Raw genomic sequence first — 19,977 nt, forward strand, 5'->3', positions numbered from 1 at the left:
CATCCGGGCATGACGACTACTGACCACAACGTGCTGGATGTCGAGATCGGAGCGCTCACCGGCGGCTCCGCCAACCTGCCGCAGTACGCGGGCAAGGCCGTGCTCATCGTGAACGTGGCCTCCAAGTGCGGCCTGACCCCGCAGTACTCCGGGCTGGAGAAGCTCCAGGAGCGGTACGCCGGACAGGGCTTCACCGTGCTGGGCGTGCCCTGCAACCAGTTCCTCGGGCAGGAGCCCGGCACCGCCGAGGAGATCGCGGAGTTCTGCTCGGCGACGTACGGCGTGAGCTTCCCGCTGACCGAGAAGGTGGAGGTGAACGGGGAGGGCCGGCATCCGCTGTACGAGCGGCTCGTCGGGTTCGCGGACGCCGAGGGCCACAGCGGGGACATCCGCTGGAACTTCGAGAAGTTCCTGATCGGGCGGGACGGCCGGGTCGTCGCGCGGTTCGCGCCGCAGACCGAGCCGGAGTCGGCCGAGGTGGTCTCCGCGATCGAGGCCCAGCTGGGCTGAGCCCCGCCTACCGCTTCCTCCTGGTCCCGGACCAGGCGGTGAGCCCTCTCGGCAAGGACGGCGACTGGTCGAGAGGGCTCTCCTGGTGGTGCTTGTGCAGTTGTCGTCCGGGCCAGGGTCAGGGAGAACCCCTCACGCCTTGACCGAGGACACGAAGGCGTTCCACGCGTCGGTGGGGAAGGCCAGGACGGGACCCTCGGGGGTCTTGGAGTCGCGGACGGCGAGTTCGGCGGCGGTGGGCGACTTGACCTCGACGCAAGCGCCGTTGCCCGCGGAATAGGAGGACTTCATCCACGTCTCCGAAGCGCCCTGAATCAGTGCCATGTCCACTCCTGTTGCGAGTTGCGGTAGTGCGGTTCACGCCAACCATGTCGTCTGATTGGCGTGATCGACGCTACCGGGCAACTGCTTCTGCCGGAGCAGTCGTTCACTCGACCGGATGGCATATTCCAGGTGAGCCTTCCACTGGAGCCGATCGACGGTGTACGATCCCGCGCCCCGCGTGACACCGGCTCAGTCGGCGTACACTTTCGCCACATCCGCGATGAATTGCCGGGACGCTTCCACATTGAGGGACTGTGCCCGCAGGTGCTCGTACATCACGGCGTACTTCTGCACGTCCTGCGCCTTCTCCAGGTACAGGTCGCTGGTGACGCCCTCCAGGTACACCACGCTGGAGTCGGCCGCGTCGGCGAACTCCAGGATCGCGTACTGGCCGTTGAGCCCCGGGTGCGCGCCCACCTCGAACGGCAGCACCTGCACGGTGACGTGCGGCAGCTGGGACATCTCGATCAGGTGCTCCAGCTGTTCCCGCATCACCAGCTTGCTGCCCACGAGCCGGCGCAGGGCCGCCTCGTCCAGCACCACCCACAGCCGGAGCGGGTTGTTCTCGGCGGTGATACGTTCCTGTCGGCGCATCCGCACCTGGACCCGCTTCTCGATCTCGGCCGTCGACGTCTCCGGCAACGCGCCCTGCACCAGGGCCTCGGCGTAGGCGCGGGTCTGCAACAGGCCGGTCACCAGCTGGGGTTCGTACACCCGCAGCGACTCCGCGTCCGTCTCCAGCCCGATGTACACGCTGTACGGGATGTCCCCGAAGGTGTGCCACCACCCCTGCTGTCTGGAGTCCCGGGCCATCTCCATCAGCGAGTCGACGATCCGCTGGTCCTCGACCTCGTACACCCCGCACAGGTCGCGCACATCGCGCTGGCTGATGCTCCTGCGGCCGTTCTCCAGCCTGCTGATCTTCGACTGCGACACCAGCAGCCGCTCCGCCACCTCTTCGGCCGTCATGCCCTTGAGCTCACGAAGCCTGCGCAGCTCCTGGCCCAGCCGGCGCCGCCTGACGGTGGGATTGACATTGGACGCCACGGGACGTGCACCTCCGGCTGCCTGCCTGTACTTAACACTTTGCGTATCTGCTGTTGAGCAGACTGCCACCAAGGTGCTTTCTACCGCTGGGAAACGAGGGATATGCGGCGCCGCCTCGAACTCCTGGGCGCAGTCGAGCGGGGCGGCGAGACCACGAGGGTCTCGCCGCCCCGCTCGGACCAGCGGCTCCCGAACCGGGTCTGTGGGGACCGGGACGGCGGCTCAGTGGGCCACGGCGCGTGCCATGGACCCGCGGTGCGGCTGCATCGGAACCCCGCGTGCGGGTTCCGGCGCGGGCCTGGCGCCGGGCGCGGCCGGACGGCCGCCCGAGGCCGGGCCCCGGCGCGGCTGGGCGGCCGCACCGTTCTGCACGTCCATCACGGCGTGGGCGACCAGCCCGCCCATGGGGTCGTGCCGGATCAGGTCACGCAGCCGGGAGCGGGACGAGCGTCCCTCGTTCCCCGGATACAGGTGCTTGCCGAGTCCGACGGCGTGCGCCAGGGCGGCGAGCGCCGCGGTCCGCGGGTCCGGCGGTACGCCGGTGCGGATCGCGGAGTCCAGCCGGGCACGGATCTCCCGGCTGATGTCGTTGTCCGTCGCCTGGTAGCGAGTCGTCGGCAACACCCCGCACATCTGACCCGGCACGGCGGCGACCATGCCGCACCGCTCCAGATGCGAGAGGTAGGTCTGGCGCAGCCCGAGTCGGGGCCCGCCGATCCAGTGGACGGCACGCACGGGAGCGCCACGCCTTCGCAGCAACTCCAATGCGCAGTCCAGAGTCGGATCTCCTGTCGGCCGTGGTACCACCACGGCGATACGATCCCCGTCTGGGGCTATCCGTCCGGCCAGCGCCAGCTCCACTAGCTGTGCACCGGCCAGACCGAGGTCGAGCGACTGCGGCTGTGCAGTGGTACCCGTGGCCGGGTCCAGTGCCAGCAGCAGAAGCTCCTCCGGAAGTGTTCTGCGGCTCCTGCCCATCCATGCCTCCCCGCGTGGATGAATGACAGGGTGACCCCTCTCACATTGGTCTGTCGAGGGTGCGTGACCGGTTCGTGAGGGAACCGGCAGGTATGTCGTTCTCGTCTACCGCAGGGGCCAGGCCCTCACACAGGACACTGGTACATGGTTCGGACAGGGCGCGCGGGTGAGCGCGCGGCGCATGAGGAGGCATCGGTGGCGGGCGAGTCCCCCGACAGGTCGAAGCAGCGCGAGTCGTCGGCGGAACCGACGTCGGGGAGCGCGGATTCGGTTCCCGAGGCGCGCGATCCGCGTCTGGCCGTGTCCCGCGAAAAGGATTCCGCGGGTGGGAGCAGGGACACGGCGACGAAGATCCTCACGGTACGACCCGACACCGCCCTGCACGAAGCGGTGTCCTCCTGGGTACGCGCTCCCCACCCCGACACGACCGCAAAGTCGCCCGCCTCGGAGACCGAGCCTGAGGAGTCGTCTGAGACGGGCAGCGGTGCGGGGATTCCGTCCCAGGAGAAGGCTGAGGCGGAGGCAGAGGGTTCATCTGACGCGCGGGCCGAGGCGGAGACGCCGTCCGACGCGAAAGCAAAGGCCGAGTCCGAGGGGGCGTCTGACGCGCAGACGGAAGCGGACGCCGAGGGCCAGGCGAAGGCGGACGCCACCGCGAAGAACGGGACCGACGCGGACGCGAAGGCCGACAAGGCCGATGCGCGCGCCGGCGTTGCGGGTGGCAAGGCCGGCGCCAAGGCTGCCGCGGACGGCAAGGGCCACGCTGGGGCCAAGCCCGACGCGGACACCAAGGCCGACACGGGCGACGAGGCCGACGCGGGCGACGAGGCCGACGCGGGCGACGAGGCCGGCACCGGCGACGAGGCTGCCGCGGCTGGCAAGACCCCCGCTGGAGCCAAGGCCGACGCGGACACCAAGGCCGACGCGGGCGACGAGGCCGGCACCGGCGACGAGGCTGCCGCGGCTGGCAAGACCCGCGCTGGAGCCAAGCCCGACGCGGACATAAAGGCTGTCTCAGACAGCAAGGCCGCTACTGGCACCGAGGATGCCGCGGACGCCAAGGCCGACGCGGGCAGCAAGGCCCTCCCGGGCGACAAGGCCCCCGCTGGAGCCAAGGCCGACGTGGATGCCAAGCGTGCCGCGGACAGCAAGGCCCTCCCGGGCGACGAGGCCGGCGCCGGGGACAAGGCCGACGCGGACACCAAGGCTGTCGCAGGCAGCAAGGCCGGTGCTGGCGCCGAGGATGTCGCAGACGCCGAGGGCGACGCGGGCGGCGCTGGTGGCGAGGGCGTAGTCGAGGCGGTGGAGGTCGGGGACGGGCCCGAGGACGCCGACGACGGGGACGCCCCACAGGGGCCACCCGCGGACGACGACGAGAGCCGCACGGGTGGTGCGGGTGGGAACACGGACGCCGATGGCGGAGCCGAGGCGAAGGCCGACGCGGCGCAGGCAACCCCCGCAGCCGAGGCGAAGGCCGACGCGGCGCAGGCAACCCCCGCAGCCGAGGCGAAGGCCGACGCGGCGCAGGCAACCCCCGCAGCCGAGGCGAAGGCCGACGCGGCGGCGAAGCCCCCCGTCGATCAGCCGACCGCTGTGTTCAAGGCGCCCCGGCCCAAGAAGGCCGAGGTCGATCAGCCGACGACCATGCTGAAGCTCGGCGGCCAGCCGAAGGCGCCGGAGTCCGACGCCGAACGCACCAGCAAGTTCGTCGCGTTGAGGGACGACCTGCGAAAGCCGGCCAAGCCTCAGCCGGCGGCCCCCGACGCCACCACCCCCGTCCCCCAGGTCGGCCCCGAGCGCACCACGCAGCAGCCGCTCCCGCCCAAGCCCCCGCTGGACCTGCTGGCGGAGCTGACGAACACGCCGCCGCCCCCGGAGACCCCGGTCCGCACGCTCGTGCGGAGGGTCAAGATCTGGACCCCGCTGGTCCTGCTCCTGGCGGTCGTCTTCGCGGTCGTACAGGCCGTGCGCCCCCTGCCGTCCCCCACCCTCGCGCTCACCGGCGAGGAGACCTACACGTTCGACGGCGGACGCACGACCCTGCCGTGGCCCGGCGAGGGCCAGGGCTGGATCGACGCGGACGGCGTCGGCACGATGGGCCACTTCGGCAAGCAGACCCCGGTGGCGATCGGCTCGGTCGCCAAGACCATGACCGCGTACATCATCCTCAAGCACCACCCGCTGAAGCCGGGCCAGGAGGGCCCGAAGATCAAGGTGGACGCGAAGGCCGAGAAGGAGGGCGGCTACGACAAGGCCGGCGAGTCCACCCTCAACACCGTGAAGGCCGGCGACTACCTCACCGAGAAGCAGGCGCTGTCCGCCGTCATGATCCCCTCCGCCAACAACATCGCCCGGCTGCTCGCGCGCTGGGACGCGGGCTCGGAGGCGGCGTTCGTGAAGGAGATGAACGCCACCGCCAGGGAACTGGGGATGACGGACACGACGTACACCGACCCCTCGGGCCTGAAGGAGACCACCGTCTCCACGGCCGAGGACCAGGTGAAGCTCGGCCGCGCGTTCGTGAAGGTCCCCGCGCTGGTCGCGATCAGCAGCGCGGCCAGCTGGACGGACCCCTCCGGCCACTTCTGGCCCAACTACAACGAGCTGCCGTACCGCATGGGCGCGATCGGCATCAAGACCGGCAGCACCACCGCGGCCGGCGGCAATCTGCTCTTCGCCTCGCGCAAGCAGGTCGGCGGCCGGACGGTCACCCTGGTGGGCGCGATCCTCGGCCAGCACAAGCCGAAGATCCTGGAGACGGTCAACGCGGTCAGCAAGACCGCGCTGCTCGCCGCCCAGGACGCGCTGACCACGTCGAAGATCCTGAAGAAGGGCGACGTGGTCGGCTATGTGGACGACCGGCTCGGCGGCCACACCCCGGTCGTGGTCACGCAGGACGTCACGGCGGCCGGCTGGGCCGGTATGAAGGTGCGGCTGTCCTTCACCCCGGGGACCGTGCCGCACACCGCGAAGGCCGGCACCCGGGTCGGCACGCTCACGGTGGGTGACGGTACGTCCGGCGCGGTGAAGGTTCCGGTGGCCCTGCAGAAGGATCTGGCCGAGCCCGGTTTCGGCGCCAAGCTCACCCGGCTGGGCTGACCGCCCCCGCCCCGGCCCGCCGCGCACCCCGCCCTGGGGAGCCCCCACCCGGGGGCCCCGGGGCGGGGTGCGTGCTAGCGTCACGAATCGGGGCAGGTCGCCGGTCCCGGGACAGGGCCGCGGACCGGAAGGGAAGCGGCCGGACCACCGAGGGACGCGGCCGAGAACAGAAGACGGGATACGGGGAGTGCCTTCAGGTGGCCACAGCGGAGCCGACACGCGCCGACAACGCAGACCCGGGCCCGGGAGTGGGCCCGCGAATACGGCTGTCCACGACTGACGCGGACAGCCGTACCCCGGAGGTACGCCCCGGCGCACGCGCGCGTCTGCTCGCCGCGCTCGAGCCCCTCCGGCAGCGGATGCTCCGGCATCCCGTGCTGTCGGTCACGGTGCTCGCCGGCGTGCTGCACATCATCTGGTTCTTCACGTTCGCGAACAGCGGCGGTGATCTCGCGGCGCAGGACGCGTGGGCGGAGTTCGTCGGCCGGCACCCGGACTCGGCGTACAACCTCGCCTGGTACGGGGGCATGCACCCGGTGTCCTACAGCGTGGTGTCGCCGTACCTGATGTCGGTCCTCGGCGTCCGTACGACGATGATGATCGCCGGGACGGTGTCGGCCGGCCTGCTGACGCTGGTCCTGATCCGCAGCCGGGCGGTGAAGAACCCGCTGTGGGCCTCGCTCGGCGGGGTCGCCGCGTTCCTGGCCAACGCGATCTCCGGCCGGGTGACCTTCGGGCTCGGCACGATGTTCGCGCTCGGCGCGGTCGCGGCGGTGTTCTGCTGGCCGTACCGGTGGCGGTACAAACGCTGGGCGAAGGCCCTGACCGCCGCCCCGCTGGCCGCGCTCGCCACGATGGCCTCGCCGGTCGCGGGGCTGTTCGTGGGCCTGGTCGCGGTCGCGCTGTTCCTGCAGAAGCGGCGGCCGGGCGCGTGGGCGCTGGGCCTGGCGCCGACGGCGGTGGTCGCGGTGTCGGCCTGGCTGTTCCCGTTCTCCGGTACCCAGCCGATGGGTTTCGGCTCGGTGGTCATGCCGCTGCTGTACGGGCTGTTCTGCCTGTTCCTGGCGCCGAAGGAGTGGGTGACGGTCCGGCTGACGGCCGGCGTCTACAGCCTCGCCGTCGTCCTGGTGTGGCTGATCAGCTCGCAGATCGGGTCCAACATCTCGCGGCTGCCGATGCTGTTCGCGGGTGCGACGCTGGTCGCGATCCTGCCGTACACGGTGCGAAAGACCCGCAAGTGGTACGTGACGGTGCTGGCCCTGCTCGGCTTCGCCGGCTGGATCGGCTTCAAGTCGGTGGACGACATCATCCACACCACCCCGGCCGCGTCCTGGGCCCGTGAGCTGGCGCCGCTGATCAACCAGCTCCAGAAGCAGGGCGCGGAGAAGGGCAGGGTCGAGGTGGTCCCGGCCCGCTCCCACCGGGAGGCCTCCGCGCTGGCGCCGGACTTCAACCTGGCCCGCGGCTGGAACCGGCAGGCCGACATGGAGCGCAATCCGCTCTTCTACGACGACACGCTCAACTCGGCGAACTACCACGAGTGGCTCCAGCGGTGGGCCGTGCACTACGTGGTGCTGCCCAAGGACAACCCGGACGGGGACGGCGGCGAGCGGGAGCGGGCGCTGCTGCAGCGCGGGATGCCGTATCTGAAGCAGGTCTGGGGCGACGCCAACTGGCAGCTGTTCAAGGTGACCGATCCGACGCCGCTGGCCGAGCCGAACGCGGTGGTGGACCGGGCCGAGCAGGGCGAGATGATCCTGCGGGTGCGCAAGGCGGGGCGGATCCTGATCCGGATCCCGTACTCGCCCTGGCTGAGCGTCGTCGACGAGCACGGCAAGAGTGTGAAGCCGCCGCAGCCGTCGTCCGGTACGCCGAAGACGTACCGGAACGTCGACGGGTGTCTGACGCAGACGCCGGAGGACTCGAACGGGGACCGGTGGACGGTGCTGCTGGCGCCGAAGGCCGGGACGTACCGGTTGGCCGCGCCGTACCAGCTGCCGCGCGGTACTCCGTGCCCCGACGAGCTGAAGTGAGTGCCTGCGCTCACCTCAGTTCGGCCACGTACCGGTCCGTGCCCGGAACCGTCGGGATGAACGGTGCCGCCAGTTCCACCCTGCCCAGACCGGACTCGGCCACCTCCTCGTCCAGGCCCCGGAAGTGCTCCTCCCAGCACTCCCGCGGATCCCGTTCCAGGAACCACAGCAGGGTCAGCCGGCTGTCCACGCCCTCGACCTGCTTGACGTAGGTCATGCGGTCGCCCGGCAGCGGGGTCGGCCGGAACACGGTGACCAGGGCGCACGGGGATCCGGCGAGGCGGCGCGGGAGGTGGCGGTCGCGCAGCCACCGGAGCAGTTCGGTGCGCTGCCCGGCCGAGTCGGTGTCGACGACCTCCAGCACCAGGCCGGCGTAGGGGTGGTCGAGGGCGTGGACGTCCCGGGGCCCGGCGGCGCCGTCCCGGTACACCGTCGTCTCGTGGTCCTGGAAGGCGGTGAAGACGTGGGTGCGGCCGTGGTGGACGCGGGCGTCCCGGTTGAGGCGCTTGTTGATGGCGACCGTCCACTTCATGTGGTCGTCGTAGCGGCCGGCGGTGATCCAGTAGGTGGAGAGGTAGCAGCCGGCGGTGACCGGCCGGGCGACCGCCGACTTCTCCGGGTAGCGCAGGAGCTGCAGCTCCCGGGTCGCCACCCAGCGGCGGCCCGCGTACATCCAGGGCATGGCCATCGCGCCGGCGTAGTAGTGGTCGTCCTCGTACCAGCGGTTGTAGGCGTACTCGTGGCCGGGGTGCGGCTCGACCAGGGTGATCAGGGCATGGCCGGGGCGGACGCCGTACGGGCCGACGGCGGCCAGTTCGGCGTACCGCTCGCTGCGGGTCTCGTCGCTCATGCGGTTCCCCTTTCCTGCGGTCGCCCATACTCTGACGCCCCGTCAGATGAAGCGCCATACCGAAGGAGGGGCCATGTCCCTGCTCGCGGGCAAGACCGTCGTCGTCTCGGGTGTCGGGGCCGGGCTCGGCCACCAGGTCGCGGCGGCCGTCGTACGGGACGGCGGGAACGCGGTGCTGGGGGCGCGCACCGAGGCGAACCTGGCCAAGAGCGCGGCCGTGATCGATCCGGACGGCGCGCGCACGGCGTACCGGGCGACCGACATCACCGACGAGGGGCAGTGCGAGGCGCTGGCGGGACTGGCGCGGGAGCGGTTCGGCGGGATCGACGCGGTGGTGCACGTGGCCGCCTGGGACTCGTACTTCGGCGGGCTGGAGGACGCGGACTTCGCGACCTGGCAGTCGGTCGTCGACGTGAACCTGCTGGGAACGCTGCGGATGACCCGGGCCTGTCTGCCGGCGCTGCGGGCGCGCGGGGGCGGGTCGGTGGTGTTCATCGGGACGCAGTCGGCCGTGGCCGCGCCCTCGCAGGTGAGGCAGGCCGCGTACGCCGCCTCGAAGGGGGCGCTGACCAGTGCGATGTACTCGCTGGCGCGGGAGCTGGGTCCGGACCGGATCCGGGTCAACTCTGTACTGCCGGGCTGGATGTGGGGGCCGCCGGTGCAGGCGTACGTCCGGTTCACCGCGCACACGGAGGGTGTGCCGGAGGACGAGGTGCTGGCGCGCCTGACCGAGCGGATGGCGTTGCCTGAACTGGCCACCGACGGGGATGTGGCGGACGCGGCGGTGTTCCTCGCCTCGGACCGGGCGCGGGCCGTCACCGGGCAGTCGTTGCTGGTCAACGCGGGTGAGCTGATGCGTTGACGAGGGACCGGACGGTCGTCGCGTCGTTCATATGAGTGAACGGGAGTCAATTAGCGGAACAATTTTACTCCGACTTGACCTTCCTCTTGCTTGTCGTGTTCATGTGCTCGCACCCACGATCGGGCACATGAACAGTCTCGACTGGGCCGTGCTCATCGGCTACTTCGGTGTGATGGTCGCGATCGGCGTCTGGTCGCACAAGCGCGTGGACAACGTCTCCGACTTCTTCACGGCCGGCGGCAAGATGCCCTGGTGGCTCTCCGGCATCTCGCACCACATGTCGGGCTACAGCGCCGTGATGTTCACCGGGTACGCGGGCATCGCCTACACCTACGGCGTCACCTCCTTCATCACCTGGTCCTTCCCCATCGCGCTCGGCATCGCCATCGGGTCGAAGCTGTTCGCGCCGCGCATCAACCGACTGCGCTCCCGGCTCCATGTGGCCTCCCCGCTGGAGTACCTCAAGAACCGTTACAACCTGCCCACCCAGCAGGCGCTCGCCTGGTCGGGCATGCTGCTGAAGATCGTGGACGTGGGCGCCAAGTGGGCCGCGATCGCCACCCTGTTGTCGGTGTTCACCGGGATCTCGCTGAACCAGGGCATCCTCATCACCGGCGCGATCACGGCCGTGTACTGCACGATCGGCGGCCTGTGGGCGGACGCGCTGACCGAACTCGGCCAGTTCGTCATCCAGTTGCTGGCCGGCATCTCGATGTTCATCGCGGTCGTGATGAAGCTGAACGACAAGAACATCGGCTTCCTCGGCGCCTGGGACGAGCCCGCGCTGCACGGCCACGGCAAACCGCTGGTCGGCCCGTACAGCACCGTGTTCCTGCTGGCGTTCCTGTTCATCAAGCTCTTCGAGTACAACGGCGGCATGCTCAACCAGGCCCAGCGCTACATGGCCACCGGCAGCGCCCGCCAGGCCGAGCGCTCGGCCCGGCTGTCCGCGATCCTCTGGCTGGTCTGGCCGGTGGTCCTGTTCTTCCCGATGTGGATGTCTCCGCTGCTGGTGAAGGCGCAGAAGCCGGACGGCTCCGACTCCTACGCCCTGATGACCGAACAGCTGCTGCCGCACGGCCTGCTGGGCCTGGTCATCGTCGGCTTCTTCTCGCACACCATGGCCATGTGCTCGTCCGACGCGAACGCCATCGCGGCCGTCTTCACCCGGGACTGCGCGCCGGTGCTCTCGGCGCGGGCGCGGGCGTGGAGCACCCGGACGGGGCTGATCGCGGCGCGCGTCGCCACGGTGGTCTTCCTCGGCCTGTCGATGGCGGCCGCGACGCAGGTCAACTCCCCCGCGTTCAAGGACATCATCACGGTCGTCATCAAGTGGGTCGCCGGTCTGATGGGTCCGATGGCGATCCCGATGATGCTCGGTCTGCTCCGCCCGTTCCGCCGCTCCGGCCCGACGGCCGCGCTCGTCAGCTGGGGACTGGGTCTGCTCGCCTTCTGGCTGGTCAACTACCCGATCAGCTGGCAGATCGACGGCGGTGTCCCGCTCCAGTACCAGGTCTCGGTGCCGCTCGCGGTCTCCCTGGTGCTGTACATCGTCATCGGCTTCTTGAAGCCGGAGGACACGCCCGAGCGTCTGGTGATCATCGAGAAGGTCAACACCGACGGCGACGAGGGCGCTGCGCTGGCTGTGCCGGTGCGGGCGGGTGCCGGGGACGATGTGGTGGGGGCGCCGTAGGCACCGTCAAGCCCGCGGGTACCTCGCCAGCCAGCCCGGGGAGGAGCCCGCCGGGCCGTGCAGTGCGGGGCCCTGGGTCATCTCCATGGCGAAGTCGTCGGCGAGTTCCAGGATCGTGGGGCGGCCCTCCAGTTCGGCCAGCCAGGCCGGCCGTGCAGCGCGCCGAGGAGGCCGCCGGCGAGGGCGCCCGCGGCGGCGGAGGGACCGCTCTGGTTCACCGCCAGACACAGCCCGTGCCGGTGCGGGCGGGTGCCGGGGACGATGTGGTGGGGGCGCCGTAGGCACCGTCAAGCCCGCGGGTACCTCGCCAGCCAGCCCGGGGAGGAGCCCGCCGGGCCGTGCAGTGCGGGGCCCTGGGTCATCTCCATGGCGAAGTCGTCGGCGAGTTCCAGGATCGTGGGGCGGCCCTCCAGTTCGGCCAGCCAGGCCGGCGGAAGGGCCGTTTCGCCGTGCAGCGCGCCGAGGAGGCCACCGGCGAGAGCGCCCGCGGCCGCGGAGGGGCCGCTCTGGTTCACCGCCAGACACAGCCCGTGCCGTACGTCCTCCCCGACCAGCGCGCAGTACACGGACGCGGCCAGCAGCCCGTCCGCCGTACCGTCGCCGGCCAGCTCCTCCACCCGGGCCGGGGTGGGCATGCCCTGCCGTACGGCGCCGAGGGCGTGCTGGAGGGCGTCGGAGACGGGCTGGTGGCCGGGGCGGGCGGCGAGCAGGGCGAGGGCCCGCTGCACGGCGCCGTCCAGGCTGTCGCCGCGGGCCAGCGCGTGCACGATGACGGCGTACGCGCCCGCCGACAGGTAGGCGATGGGGTGGCCGTGGGTCTGGGCCGCGCACTCCACGGCCAGTTGGACGACCAGCTGGGGTTCCCAGCCGACGAGAAGGCCGAAGGGTGCCGAGCGGGCGACCGCCTCCGGCCCCAGCTCCCCCGGGTTCTTCGGGGACTCCAGCGTGCCCATGGTCTCGTCGCCGAACCCGATGAGCAGCGCGCGGGTCGGGTCCCGGCGGGCGTACAGCCACTCCTCGCGGGCCAGCCAGCCGTCGTCCTTGCGGCGTTCGTCGGGCCCCCAGTCCCGCTGGGTGGCCGCCCAGCGCAGATAGGCCCGGTGCAGATCGGTCGGCGGATGCCAGGCGCCGGTGTCGCGGCGCACCTGGGCGCGTATCAGCCCGTCGACGGTGAACAGGGTCAGCTGGGTGTGATGGGTGACCGTGCCGCGCCGCCCGTGCCCGAAGGCCAGGTCGAGCAGCCCCTCGCCGCCGTACGCGGCCCGGATCTCCTCCAGGGACAGCGGATCGGCCGGCCCGCCGAGGGCGTCGCCGACCGCGGCCCCGAGCAGTGTGCCGCGCACCCGGCTGCGGAAGTCCTGCTGCTCGGCACGGCCCCAGACGGCACCGGATGTCACGCCCACCAGACCTCCCCACGGCACCGTCCGCCTGTACGACGCCCAGCACTGTAATCGACCGGGAACGGCCCGTTCAGTCGTGCCCGGCCGGATTCTGGCTCAATGCCCGTGGGAGAAGCCGGTGTTCGTCGGGGAGAATCCAGCCATGACCACCACCCCCACACGCCCCACCGGGCTCAGGCTCGCCGCCGGAGTGCTCACCGGCATACTCGCGCTCTACATCGCCCTGGTCGCGCTCGGGAACATCACCGACTTCGGGACCAATCAGCAGTTCGTCCGGCATGTGCTGGCGATGGACACGACGTTCAGGGACGACGACCTGATGTGGCGGGCCGTGACCAGTACGGCCCTGGAGGACACGGCGTACGTCCTCATCATCGTGTGGGAGAGCGTGGCGGCGGCGGTGCTGGTCTGGGGGACCTTCCTCTGGGCGCGGGGCCGGGACGACCTGGCCCGGCGCTGGTCGACGTACGGGCTGCTGATGCTGCTGCTGCTCTTCGGTGCCGGGTTCATCGCGATCGGCGGCGAGTGGTTCGCGATGTGGCAGTCGAAGACCTGGAACGGGCTGGACGCGGCGACCCGGGTGTTCCTGCTGAGCGGGGTCGCGCTGATCGTCAACCTGCTGCCGTCCGGCCGGTACGGGCGCAGCGACGGCTCGTGACCGGCGGCATCCCCCGGGCCGCGCGGCGGCCCCGGGCTCCGCTGGGCGCGCGCCGTCCGGGGCATCGGTCCCGGGCGCCGGAGCGGAGCGGCGGTGCGGCCGGGGCGCAGTGCGGTCCGCCGGCCGACGCGGGCGGCCGGGGGCAGCGGGCGGGGCTCGTCGCGACGATGCTTCCCGGGCCGGCGGCGGTCGCCACCCCCGTCTTCACGTGGGTGCCCGTGGCGCAGGCGCGGTCCGGCGGGTCCGACACGAACGCGGGAATCGGCTAGTCGACGACCGCGACCCGGGTGCCCTGGTCGCCGAAGGCCCACAGCGCGGCCCCGTCCTCCTTGTGGAGGCGGATGCCGCCCAGCTTCTGGCCGTTGGCGGGCGGGGGCGAGGCGCCGTCCAGGGCGTTGGAGAAGGCCACGTTCACGCCGTCCACCTTGGTGAAGTACATGACGTGCTCGATCTCCACGCCGTCCGAGCCCTTGAGGGACTGGGTGCGCAGGGTGATCGAGTAGCGGCCGGGCTGCGGGCTGACCGTGCCCGGCCACACCGTGAACGTGCGGGTCGCCCTGCCGGTCGCGTCGACCAGCCAGACCCGCTTCTCCGCGAGCGAGTACACGATCCGCCGGCCCTCGCCGGACCGGTCCGGCAGGGCGGGCGCGGACGGCGCTCTCGGGCTCAGCGTCGCGTGCGGGCTCGCGGACGCCGACGCGCCGGGCCTGGCCACGGCGGCCGTGGGATGCGGCCCGTGGTTCGCCTGTACGGCGAGGGCGACGACGACCGCGGTCGCCCCCGCCGTCAGACCGGTGACCCAGGCCCACGAGGGCAGTCGGGCAGCCACGGGACGCATCTCCTCCGGTACGGGTCCCCCTTCTCAGCACAGGGGTCGGATCATCGTACTCAGTTCGCGGAGATGGCTCGGTCCGGGGAGAAGGCTCAGTCCAGGACCGGCAGCAGTTCCGGCAGGTGACCGTCGGACGCCTCGGCCGCCCGCTGCCGCTCCTCGGGGACCTCGCCGTACAGCGTGGTGCGCGGCTTCGCGGGCCGGCCGGCCGCCTCCGCCACCGCGATCAGGTCGCGGACCGACTTGTACGAGCCGTAGGAGGAGCCCGCCATGCGGGAGATCGTCTCCTCCATGAGCGTCCCGCCCAGGTCGTTCGCGCCGGAGCGGAGCATCTCCGCCGCCCCCTCGGTGCCCAGTTTGACCCAGCTCGTCTGGATGTTGGGGATCCAGGGGTGGAGGAGCAGGCGGGCCATCGCCGTCACCGCCCGGTTGTCCCGCAGGGTCGGTCCCGGGCGGGCGATCCCGGCCAGGTACACCGGCGCGTTCGTGTGGATGAACGGCAGCGTCACGAACTCGGTGAAGCCGCCCGTGTCCCGCTGGATCCGGGCCAGCGTGCGCAGGTGGCCGAGCCAGTGCCGGGGCTGGTCCACGTGTCCGTACATCATCGTGGACGACGAGCGGATGCCCAGCTCGTGCGCGGTCGTGACCACCTCGATCCAGGTGGCCGTGGGCAGCTTTCCCTTGGTCAGCACCCAGCGGACCTCGTCGTCCAGGATCTCCGCCGCCGTACCGGGGATGGAGTCCAGGCCCGCCTCCTTGGCGGCGGTCAGCCACTCCCGGATCGACATCCCGGTCCTGGTCGCGCCGTTCACCACCTCCATCGGGGAGAAGGCGTGCACATGCATGCCCGGGACGCGTTCCTTCACCGCCTTCGCGATGTCGAAGTACGCCGTCCCCGGCAGGTCCGGGTGGATGCCGCCCTGCATGCACACCTCGACCGCGCCCACGTCCCACGCCTGCTGCGCGCGGTCCGCCACCTGCTCCAGGGAGAGCGTGTACGCGTCGGCGTCCGTGCGGCGCTGCGCGAAGGCGCAGAACCGGCAGCCGGTGTAGCAGACGTTGGTGAAGTTGATGTTCCGGGTGACGATGTACGTCACGTCGTCGCCGACCGCCGACCTGCGGACGTCGTCCGCGACCCGGCACAGCGCGTCCAGCGCCGGCCCGTCCGCGTGCAGCAGGGCGAGGGCCTCGGCGTCGGTCAGCCGGGTCGGGTCGCCGGCCGCCGTGCGCAGCGCCTCGCGGACGTCGGCGTCGATGCGCTCCGGGGCCATCCCGGGGGCCGCCGCCTCGCGCAGGGCCTCCCAGTCGCCGTACACCTCGTCGAAGTCGGCGCGCCGGTCGCCCGTACGGCCCTCGGTGTCGATGGAGGTGTGCAGGTCGGTGCGGCCGGTGGCGGTGAACACCTCCTCCGGCTCCTGCCAGGGCAGGCCCGCCACGACCGCGTCCGCACGGGCGAGGCCCGTCTCCGGGTCGGCCAGGGCCGACACGTGCGGGCGCAGCCGCGGGTCCAGCCAGGGCTCGCCCCGGCGCACGAACTCCGGGTACACGCAGAGGCGTTCGCGCAGTTCGAAGCCGGCCGCGTGGGACCGTTCGGTGAGTTCCTCGATCTGCGGCCAGGGGCGCTCGGGGTTGACGTGGTCGATGGTCAGCGGGGAGACCCCGCCCCAGTCGTCGATGCCGGCGCCGATCAGCCGCTCGTACTCGGCGTCGACCAGGTTCGGCGGGGCCTGGAGGCAGGCCGACGGGCCCATGATGTGCCGGGCGACGGCCACCGTGGCGACCAGGTCGTCCAGTTCGGCGTCCGGCATGCCGCGCATCGCCGTGTCCGGCTTGGCGCGGAAGTTCTGGATGATCAGCTCCTGGATGCCATGGTAGGCCCGGGAGATCTTTCGGAGTGCGAACAGCGACTCCGCGCGTTCCTCGTACGTCTCGCCGATGCCGATGAGCAGGCCGGAGGTGAACGGCACGGAGGAGCGGCCGGCGTCCTCCAGCACCCGCAGCCGTACGGCCGGTTCCTTGTCCGGGGAGCCGTGGTGCGGGCCGCCGGGCTCCGACCACAGCCGCTCCGCGGTCGTCTCCAGCATCATGCCCATGCTCGGCGCGACCGGCTTCAGCCGCTGGAAGTCCGTCCACGTCATGACGCCCGGGTTGAGGTGGGGCAGCAGGCCCGTCTCCTCCAGGATGCGGATGGAGATGGCGCGGACGTAGGCGATGGTGTCGTCGTAGCCGTGCGCGTCGAGCCACTCGCGCGCCTCCGGCCAGCGGTCCTCCGGCTTGTCGCCGAGGGTGATCAGGGCTTCCTTGCAGCCGAGGGCGGCACCCTTGCGGGCGATGTCCAGCACCTCGTCGGGGGACAGGAACATCCCGTGGCCGGCGCGCCGCAGCTTGCCGGGCACGGTGGCGAAGGTGCAGTAGTGGCACTTGTCCCGGCACAGCCGGGTCAGGGGGATGAAGACGCTCTTCGAGTACGTGATGACGCCGGGCCTGCCCGCCGCCTCCAGGCCCGCGTCCCGCACCCGGGCGGCGGAGGCGGCGAGGTCGGTCAGGTCCTCACCGCGTGCCCGGAGGAGCACCGCCGCCTCGGTGACATCGAGGGTGACGCCGTCCCGAGCGCGTTTGAGGGCGCGACGCATGGAGTTCTCGGTCGGGCCCGTTCCGGAGGTCGCGGAAGTCGTCATTCTCTGAGCATACGTTCGCGTTGATCACCCTTGCGCGGTACCGCCCGGCAGCAGGGCGGCATAGCTGTCGAGGGCACGCAGCACCTCCGTCTCGCCGGCCGGCGGCAGCTGCACCACGACCTCCTCGACGCCCAGTTCGGCGTAGTGGGCGAGCTTGCCGGGAGTGGGCTGGACGGCGTACGGGACGACCTGGAGGGCGGCCGGGTCGCGGCCCGCGTCCGCCCACACCGAGCGCAGCGCGGGCAGCGCCTCGGTGAGCCCGCGGCCGCCGATCGGCAGCCAGCCGTCGGCGAACTCGGCGATGTGCGCGAACAGCTTGGGCCCCGCGGCCCCGCCGACGAGCGTGCGGGGGCCGACGACCCGGCCGCGCGGCTTCTGCACGGGCTTGGGGTGGGCGAGGCTGGCCCGGACGCTGCCGAACTCCCCGGTGTACTCCGTCGGCTCCTCGCTCCACAGCGCGCGCATCAGCGCCATCCGGTCCCGGACCAGTTCGCGCCGGGTCCGCCAGGTCACGCCGTGGTCGGCGGCCTCCTCCACGTTCCAGCCGTAGCCGAGGCCGAGGGTGAAACGGCCGCCGGAGAGGTGGTCCAGCGTGGCGATCTGCTTGGCGAGGTCGATGGGGTCGTGCTGGGCGACCAGGGTGATTCCGGTGCCGAGCGCCAGACGCCGGGTCACGGCGGCGGCCTGGGCGAGGGCGATGAAGGGGTCGAGGGTGCGGCCGTACTCGGGGGGCAGGTCACCGCCGGCGGGGTAGGGGGTCGTGCGTTCCACCGGGATGTGCGTGTGTTCCGGGAGGTAGAGGCCGCAGAAGCCGCGTTGTTCCAGTTCGCGGGCCAGGTGTGTGGGGGTGATCGTCTCGTCGGTCAGGAAGATCGTGACGGAGATACGCATGGGGCATCGTACCGACTGGTTGGTTGCTCGTCAGGGGGTACGTGCGGGGCCGTCATGGCTTGTAGCGCAGTTCCCCGCAGCCCTGAGGCGGGCTTACGTTGGCGGTGTGACGACGTTGCGCGGCACCATCGCACCCGGCTCGCCCGACTTCGTGTACCTCCCCTTCGACGTTCCGCCCGGCACCGGCGAGTTGCGGGTCTCCTACACCTACGGCAAACCCTCCGTCCCGCCCGGCACCCCCGGCAACGCCCTCGACATCGGGCTGTTCGACGCGCGCGGGACCGAGCTGGGCGGGCGGGGGTTCCGGGGGTGGTCGGGGGGTGCGCGGAGCGAGTTCTTCGTGCGGGCCGACGGGGCCACGCCGGGGTATCTTCCGGGGCCGCTGACGCCCGGCACCTGGTACGTCGCCCTCGGCCCCTACACCGTGGCGCCGCAGGGGCTGGCGTACGAGGTGACCGTCACGCTGACGGAAGGGGCGGCCGGGCAGACGCCCCAGGCGGTGTATCCGCCGGAGCGGGCCCGGGGGCGGGGCCGGGACTGGTACCGGGGCGACTGCCATCTGCACTCCTGGCACTCCGACGGGCGCCGCACCCCGGGGGAGATCGCGGCGCTGGCCCGTGCGGCCGGGCTGGACTTCGTCAACAGTTCCGACCACAACACGAACGCCTCGCACGCCCACTGGGCCGACGCGGCCGGTGACGACCTGCTGGTGCTGCTCGGTGAGGAGATCACCACGCGCAACGGGCACGTCCTGGCGCTCGGCACCGAGCCGGGCACCTTCGTCGACTGGCGCTACCGGGCGCGGGACGGCCGCTGGACCCGCTTCGCGCGGGAGGTCCGCCGGGCCGGCGGTCTGGTCGTACCGGCCCATCCGCACGCCGACTGCGTGGGCTGCGGCTGGCGGTTCGGGTTCGCGGAGGCGGACGCCGTGGAGGTGTGGAACGGGGCCTGGACGCCGGACGACGAGATGGCGCTGGCGGCCTGGGACGCGCGGCTGGCGGCGGCCGTGCGGGGCGGGCGGGGGTGGCTGCCGGCGATGGGCAACAGCGACGCCCACCGCGATCCGGACGTGGTCGGGCTGCCCCAGACCGTCGTCCTCGCCGACGCGCTGACCAGGGAGGCGATCCAGGACGGGCTGCGGGCCGGACGGTCGTACGTGGCCGAGTCGCGGCAGGTGTCGCTGGCGTTCACCGTGACGGCCGAGGGGGGTGAACAGGCCGGTCTCGGGGAGCGGTTGACGGCCGGGCAGGACACCCCGGTGACGGTCCGGCTGGAGGCGTCCGGTGTGCCACGCTGCTCGGTCCGGTTCGTCACCGACCAGGGCGTGCTGTTCACCGGCGGGCCGCTGCCGGTGTCCGGTACGGGGACCGTGCAGTGGCGGACGACCCCGGCCCGTGCCGCCTACGTCCGGGCCGAGGTGCGCCACGAGACGGCGCTGGGGCCGGTGCCGGGGGCGATGGCCGCGTTCACCAATCCGGTCTTCCTCGGGGCTCCGTGATCCGCCGCGCCGCCCACTCGGCCCCTTCGCGCCGCATGGCGTCGCAGCGCAGGCCGTACTCCAGGGCGATCCGGCCGCAGACGGAGAGGGTGCCGTCGTCCCGGTCGATGGAGCCGTACAGCCGGCGCAGCTGCTCGTAGCCCTCCTCGGACATCCGGGAAGTGCCAGAATCCCCGACAGGTGTACGTCCGGACGCCGTCCGTCGAGGAGAGCAGGAGCACCCGAGGCATGTCAGGCAGCAGCGACCGCAAGCAGCGCATCATGACCCGCTTCCAGCGCCACCTCGCCAACCCGGTCAACCGGCGACTGCCGTTCCAGACCCTCCTGGAGACGACCGGCCGCACCTCCGGCCTGCCCCGGACGACCCCGGTGGGCGGACGCCGGCTCGGTGACTCCTTCTGGCTCGTCTCGGAGTTCGGCTACCGGTCCCAGTACGTCCGCAACATCCAGGCCGACCCACGGGTGCGCGTCCGCATCGCGGGGCGCTGGCACCGCGGCACCGCCCATCTCCTGCCCGACGACGACCCCGTGGCCCGCCTGCGCAGCCTGCCCCGGTTCAACAGCCTCGCGGTACGGGCGTTCGGCACCGGCCTGCTGACGGTGCGCGTCGATCTGGAGGGGTGA

17 protein-coding genes and 1 pseudogene are annotated in these 19,977 nt (G+C 71.8%); 8 read left to right on the forward strand and 10 right to left on the reverse strand.

Going from position 1 to position 19,977, the window contains the following annotated elements; all coding sequences use genetic code 11:
• The first annotated feature begins 9 nt into the window (after positions 1 to 9).
• Positions 10 to 510 (forward strand): glutathione peroxidase, encoded by a 501-nt coding sequence (locus ACIP4Y_RS18985; protein WP_358639543.1) that lies wholly within the window; start codon positions 10 to 12, stop codon positions 508 to 510.
• Positions 511 to 642: 132 nt separating this feature from the next.
• Here ACIP4Y_RS18985 and ACIP4Y_RS18990 read toward each other — a convergent pair whose 3' ends face one another.
• The 3 genes from ACIP4Y_RS18990 to ACIP4Y_RS19000 form a co-directional block, all read right to left on the reverse strand.
• A complete protein-coding gene (locus ACIP4Y_RS18990) occupies positions 643 to 834 on the reverse strand; it encodes a DUF397 domain-containing protein (protein WP_401394536.1) in 192 nt (63 codons plus the stop codon).
• Between the two features lie 189 nt (positions 835 to 1,023).
• The gene (locus ACIP4Y_RS18995; RefSeq protein WP_358639540.1) at positions 1,024 to 1,881 is read right to left on the reverse strand and encodes a helix-turn-helix transcriptional regulator; all 858 of its coding nucleotides are present in this window, start codon (positions 1,879 to 1,881) and stop codon (positions 1,024 to 1,026) included.
• A 222-nt stretch (positions 1,882 to 2,103) separates the two neighbouring features.
• Positions 2,104 to 2,859, reverse strand: a complete 756-nt coding sequence (locus tag ACIP4Y_RS19000) for a GPP34 family phosphoprotein (RefSeq protein WP_358639538.1) — start codon at positions 2,857 to 2,859, stop codon at positions 2,104 to 2,106.
• Between the two features lie 300 nt (positions 2,860 to 3,159).
• On the opposite strand from ACIP4Y_RS19000, the gene ACIP4Y_RS19005 reads away from it, so the two are divergent.
• Together ACIP4Y_RS19005 and ACIP4Y_RS19010 are read left to right on the forward strand one after the other, a co-directional pair.
• Positions 3,160 to 5,958: a D-alanyl-D-alanine carboxypeptidase gene (locus tag ACIP4Y_RS19005; protein ID WP_401394541.1), complete on the forward strand. Its 2,799-nt coding sequence runs from the start codon at positions 3,160 to 3,162 to the stop codon at positions 5,956 to 5,958.
• A gap of 197 nt (positions 5,959 to 6,155) precedes the next feature.
• On the forward strand, positions 6,156 to 7,991 hold the full coding sequence (locus ACIP4Y_RS19010; RefSeq protein ID WP_401394544.1) for an MFS transporter: 1,836 nt from the start codon (positions 6,156 to 6,158) through the stop codon (positions 7,989 to 7,991).
• Between the two features lie 10 nt (positions 7,992 to 8,001).
• Here the strand turns inward: ACIP4Y_RS19010 and ACIP4Y_RS19015 are convergent, their stop codons facing one another.
• On the reverse strand, positions 8,002 to 8,841 hold the full coding sequence (locus ACIP4Y_RS19015) for a hypothetical protein (RefSeq protein WP_401394547.1): 840 nt from the start codon (positions 8,839 to 8,841) through the stop codon (positions 8,002 to 8,004).
• Positions 8,842 to 8,914: 73 nt separating this feature from the next.
• Between ACIP4Y_RS19015 and ACIP4Y_RS19020 the strand changes: the two genes are divergently transcribed.
• The gene (locus tag ACIP4Y_RS19020) at positions 8,915 to 9,703 is read left to right on the forward strand and encodes an SDR family oxidoreductase (RefSeq protein WP_401394550.1); all 789 of its coding nucleotides are present in this window, start codon (positions 8,915 to 8,917) and stop codon (positions 9,701 to 9,703) included.
• Between the two features lie 127 nt (positions 9,704 to 9,830).
• On the forward strand, positions 9,831 to 11,396 hold the full coding sequence (locus ACIP4Y_RS19025) for a sodium:solute symporter family protein (protein ID WP_401394553.1): 1,566 nt from the start codon (positions 9,831 to 9,833) through the stop codon (positions 11,394 to 11,396).
• 6 nt (positions 11,397 to 11,402) lie between these two features.
• Here ACIP4Y_RS19025 and ACIP4Y_RS19030 read toward each other — a convergent pair.
• Positions 11,403 to 11,635 (reverse strand): annotated as a pseudogene (locus ACIP4Y_RS19030) (ADP-ribosylglycohydrolase family protein); the annotation flags it as partial.
• A 48-nt stretch (positions 11,636 to 11,683) separates the two neighbouring features.
• Entirely contained in the window at positions 11,684 to 12,799 is a 1,116-nt protein-coding gene (locus ACIP4Y_RS19035; protein WP_358639526.1) for an ADP-ribosylglycohydrolase family protein, read from the reverse strand.
• A gap of 139 nt (positions 12,800 to 12,938) precedes the next feature.
• Here ACIP4Y_RS19035 and ACIP4Y_RS19040 point away from each other — a divergent pair, with 139 nt between their 5' ends.
• Complete coding sequence (locus ACIP4Y_RS19040; protein ID WP_401394557.1) at positions 12,939 to 13,454, forward strand: DUF2165 domain-containing protein; 516 nt, start codon at positions 12,939 to 12,941, stop codon at positions 13,452 to 13,454.
• Between the two features lie 265 nt (positions 13,455 to 13,719).
• Here ACIP4Y_RS19040 and ACIP4Y_RS19045 read toward each other — a convergent pair whose 3' ends face one another.
• The 3 genes from ACIP4Y_RS19045 to ACIP4Y_RS19055 form a co-directional block, all read right to left on the reverse strand.
• Positions 13,720 to 14,283 (reverse strand): hypothetical protein, encoded by a 564-nt coding sequence (locus ACIP4Y_RS19045; protein WP_401394560.1) that lies wholly within the window; start codon positions 14,281 to 14,283, stop codon positions 13,720 to 13,722.
• A gap of 95 nt (positions 14,284 to 14,378) precedes the next feature.
• Positions 14,379 to 16,964 carry a bifunctional FO biosynthesis protein CofGH gene (locus tag ACIP4Y_RS19050; RefSeq protein ID WP_401394563.1) on the reverse strand — a complete coding sequence of 862 codons (2,586 nt, stop codon included), beginning with the start codon at positions 16,962 to 16,964 and terminating at the stop codon, positions 14,379 to 14,381.
• Between the two features lie 24 nt (positions 16,965 to 16,988).
• Positions 16,989 to 17,855 (reverse strand): LLM class F420-dependent oxidoreductase, encoded by an 867-nt coding sequence (locus tag ACIP4Y_RS19055; RefSeq protein ID WP_401394566.1) that lies wholly within the window; start codon positions 17,853 to 17,855, stop codon positions 16,989 to 16,991.
• Positions 17,856 to 17,961: 106 nt separating this feature from the next.
• On the opposite strand from ACIP4Y_RS19055, the gene ACIP4Y_RS19060 reads away from it, so the two are divergent.
• A complete protein-coding gene (locus ACIP4Y_RS19060; RefSeq protein WP_401394569.1) occupies positions 17,962 to 19,353 on the forward strand; it encodes a CehA/McbA family metallohydrolase in 1,392 nt (463 codons plus the stop codon).
• On the opposite strand, the gene ACIP4Y_RS19065 is transcribed toward ACIP4Y_RS19060, so the two are convergent.
• The gene (locus ACIP4Y_RS19065) at positions 19,322 to 19,507 is read right to left on the reverse strand and encodes a hypothetical protein (protein WP_401394572.1); all 186 of its coding nucleotides are present in this window, start codon (positions 19,505 to 19,507) and stop codon (positions 19,322 to 19,324) included. The two genes, ACIP4Y_RS19060 and ACIP4Y_RS19065, sit on opposite strands and share 32 nt — an antisense overlap.
• A gap of 74 nt (positions 19,508 to 19,581) precedes the next feature.
• Here ACIP4Y_RS19065 and ACIP4Y_RS19070 point away from each other — a divergent pair, with 74 nt between their 5' ends.
• Positions 19,582 to 19,977 carry a nitroreductase/quinone reductase family protein gene (locus ACIP4Y_RS19070; protein ID WP_401394575.1) on the forward strand — a complete coding sequence of 132 codons (396 nt, stop codon included), beginning with the start codon at positions 19,582 to 19,584 and terminating at the stop codon, positions 19,975 to 19,977.

Origin of the sequence: Streptomyces sp. NPDC088810, from assembly GCF_044750305.1 — a bacterium.
Classification (GTDB): domain Bacteria; phylum Actinomycetota; class Actinomycetes; order Streptomycetales; family Streptomycetaceae; genus Streptomyces.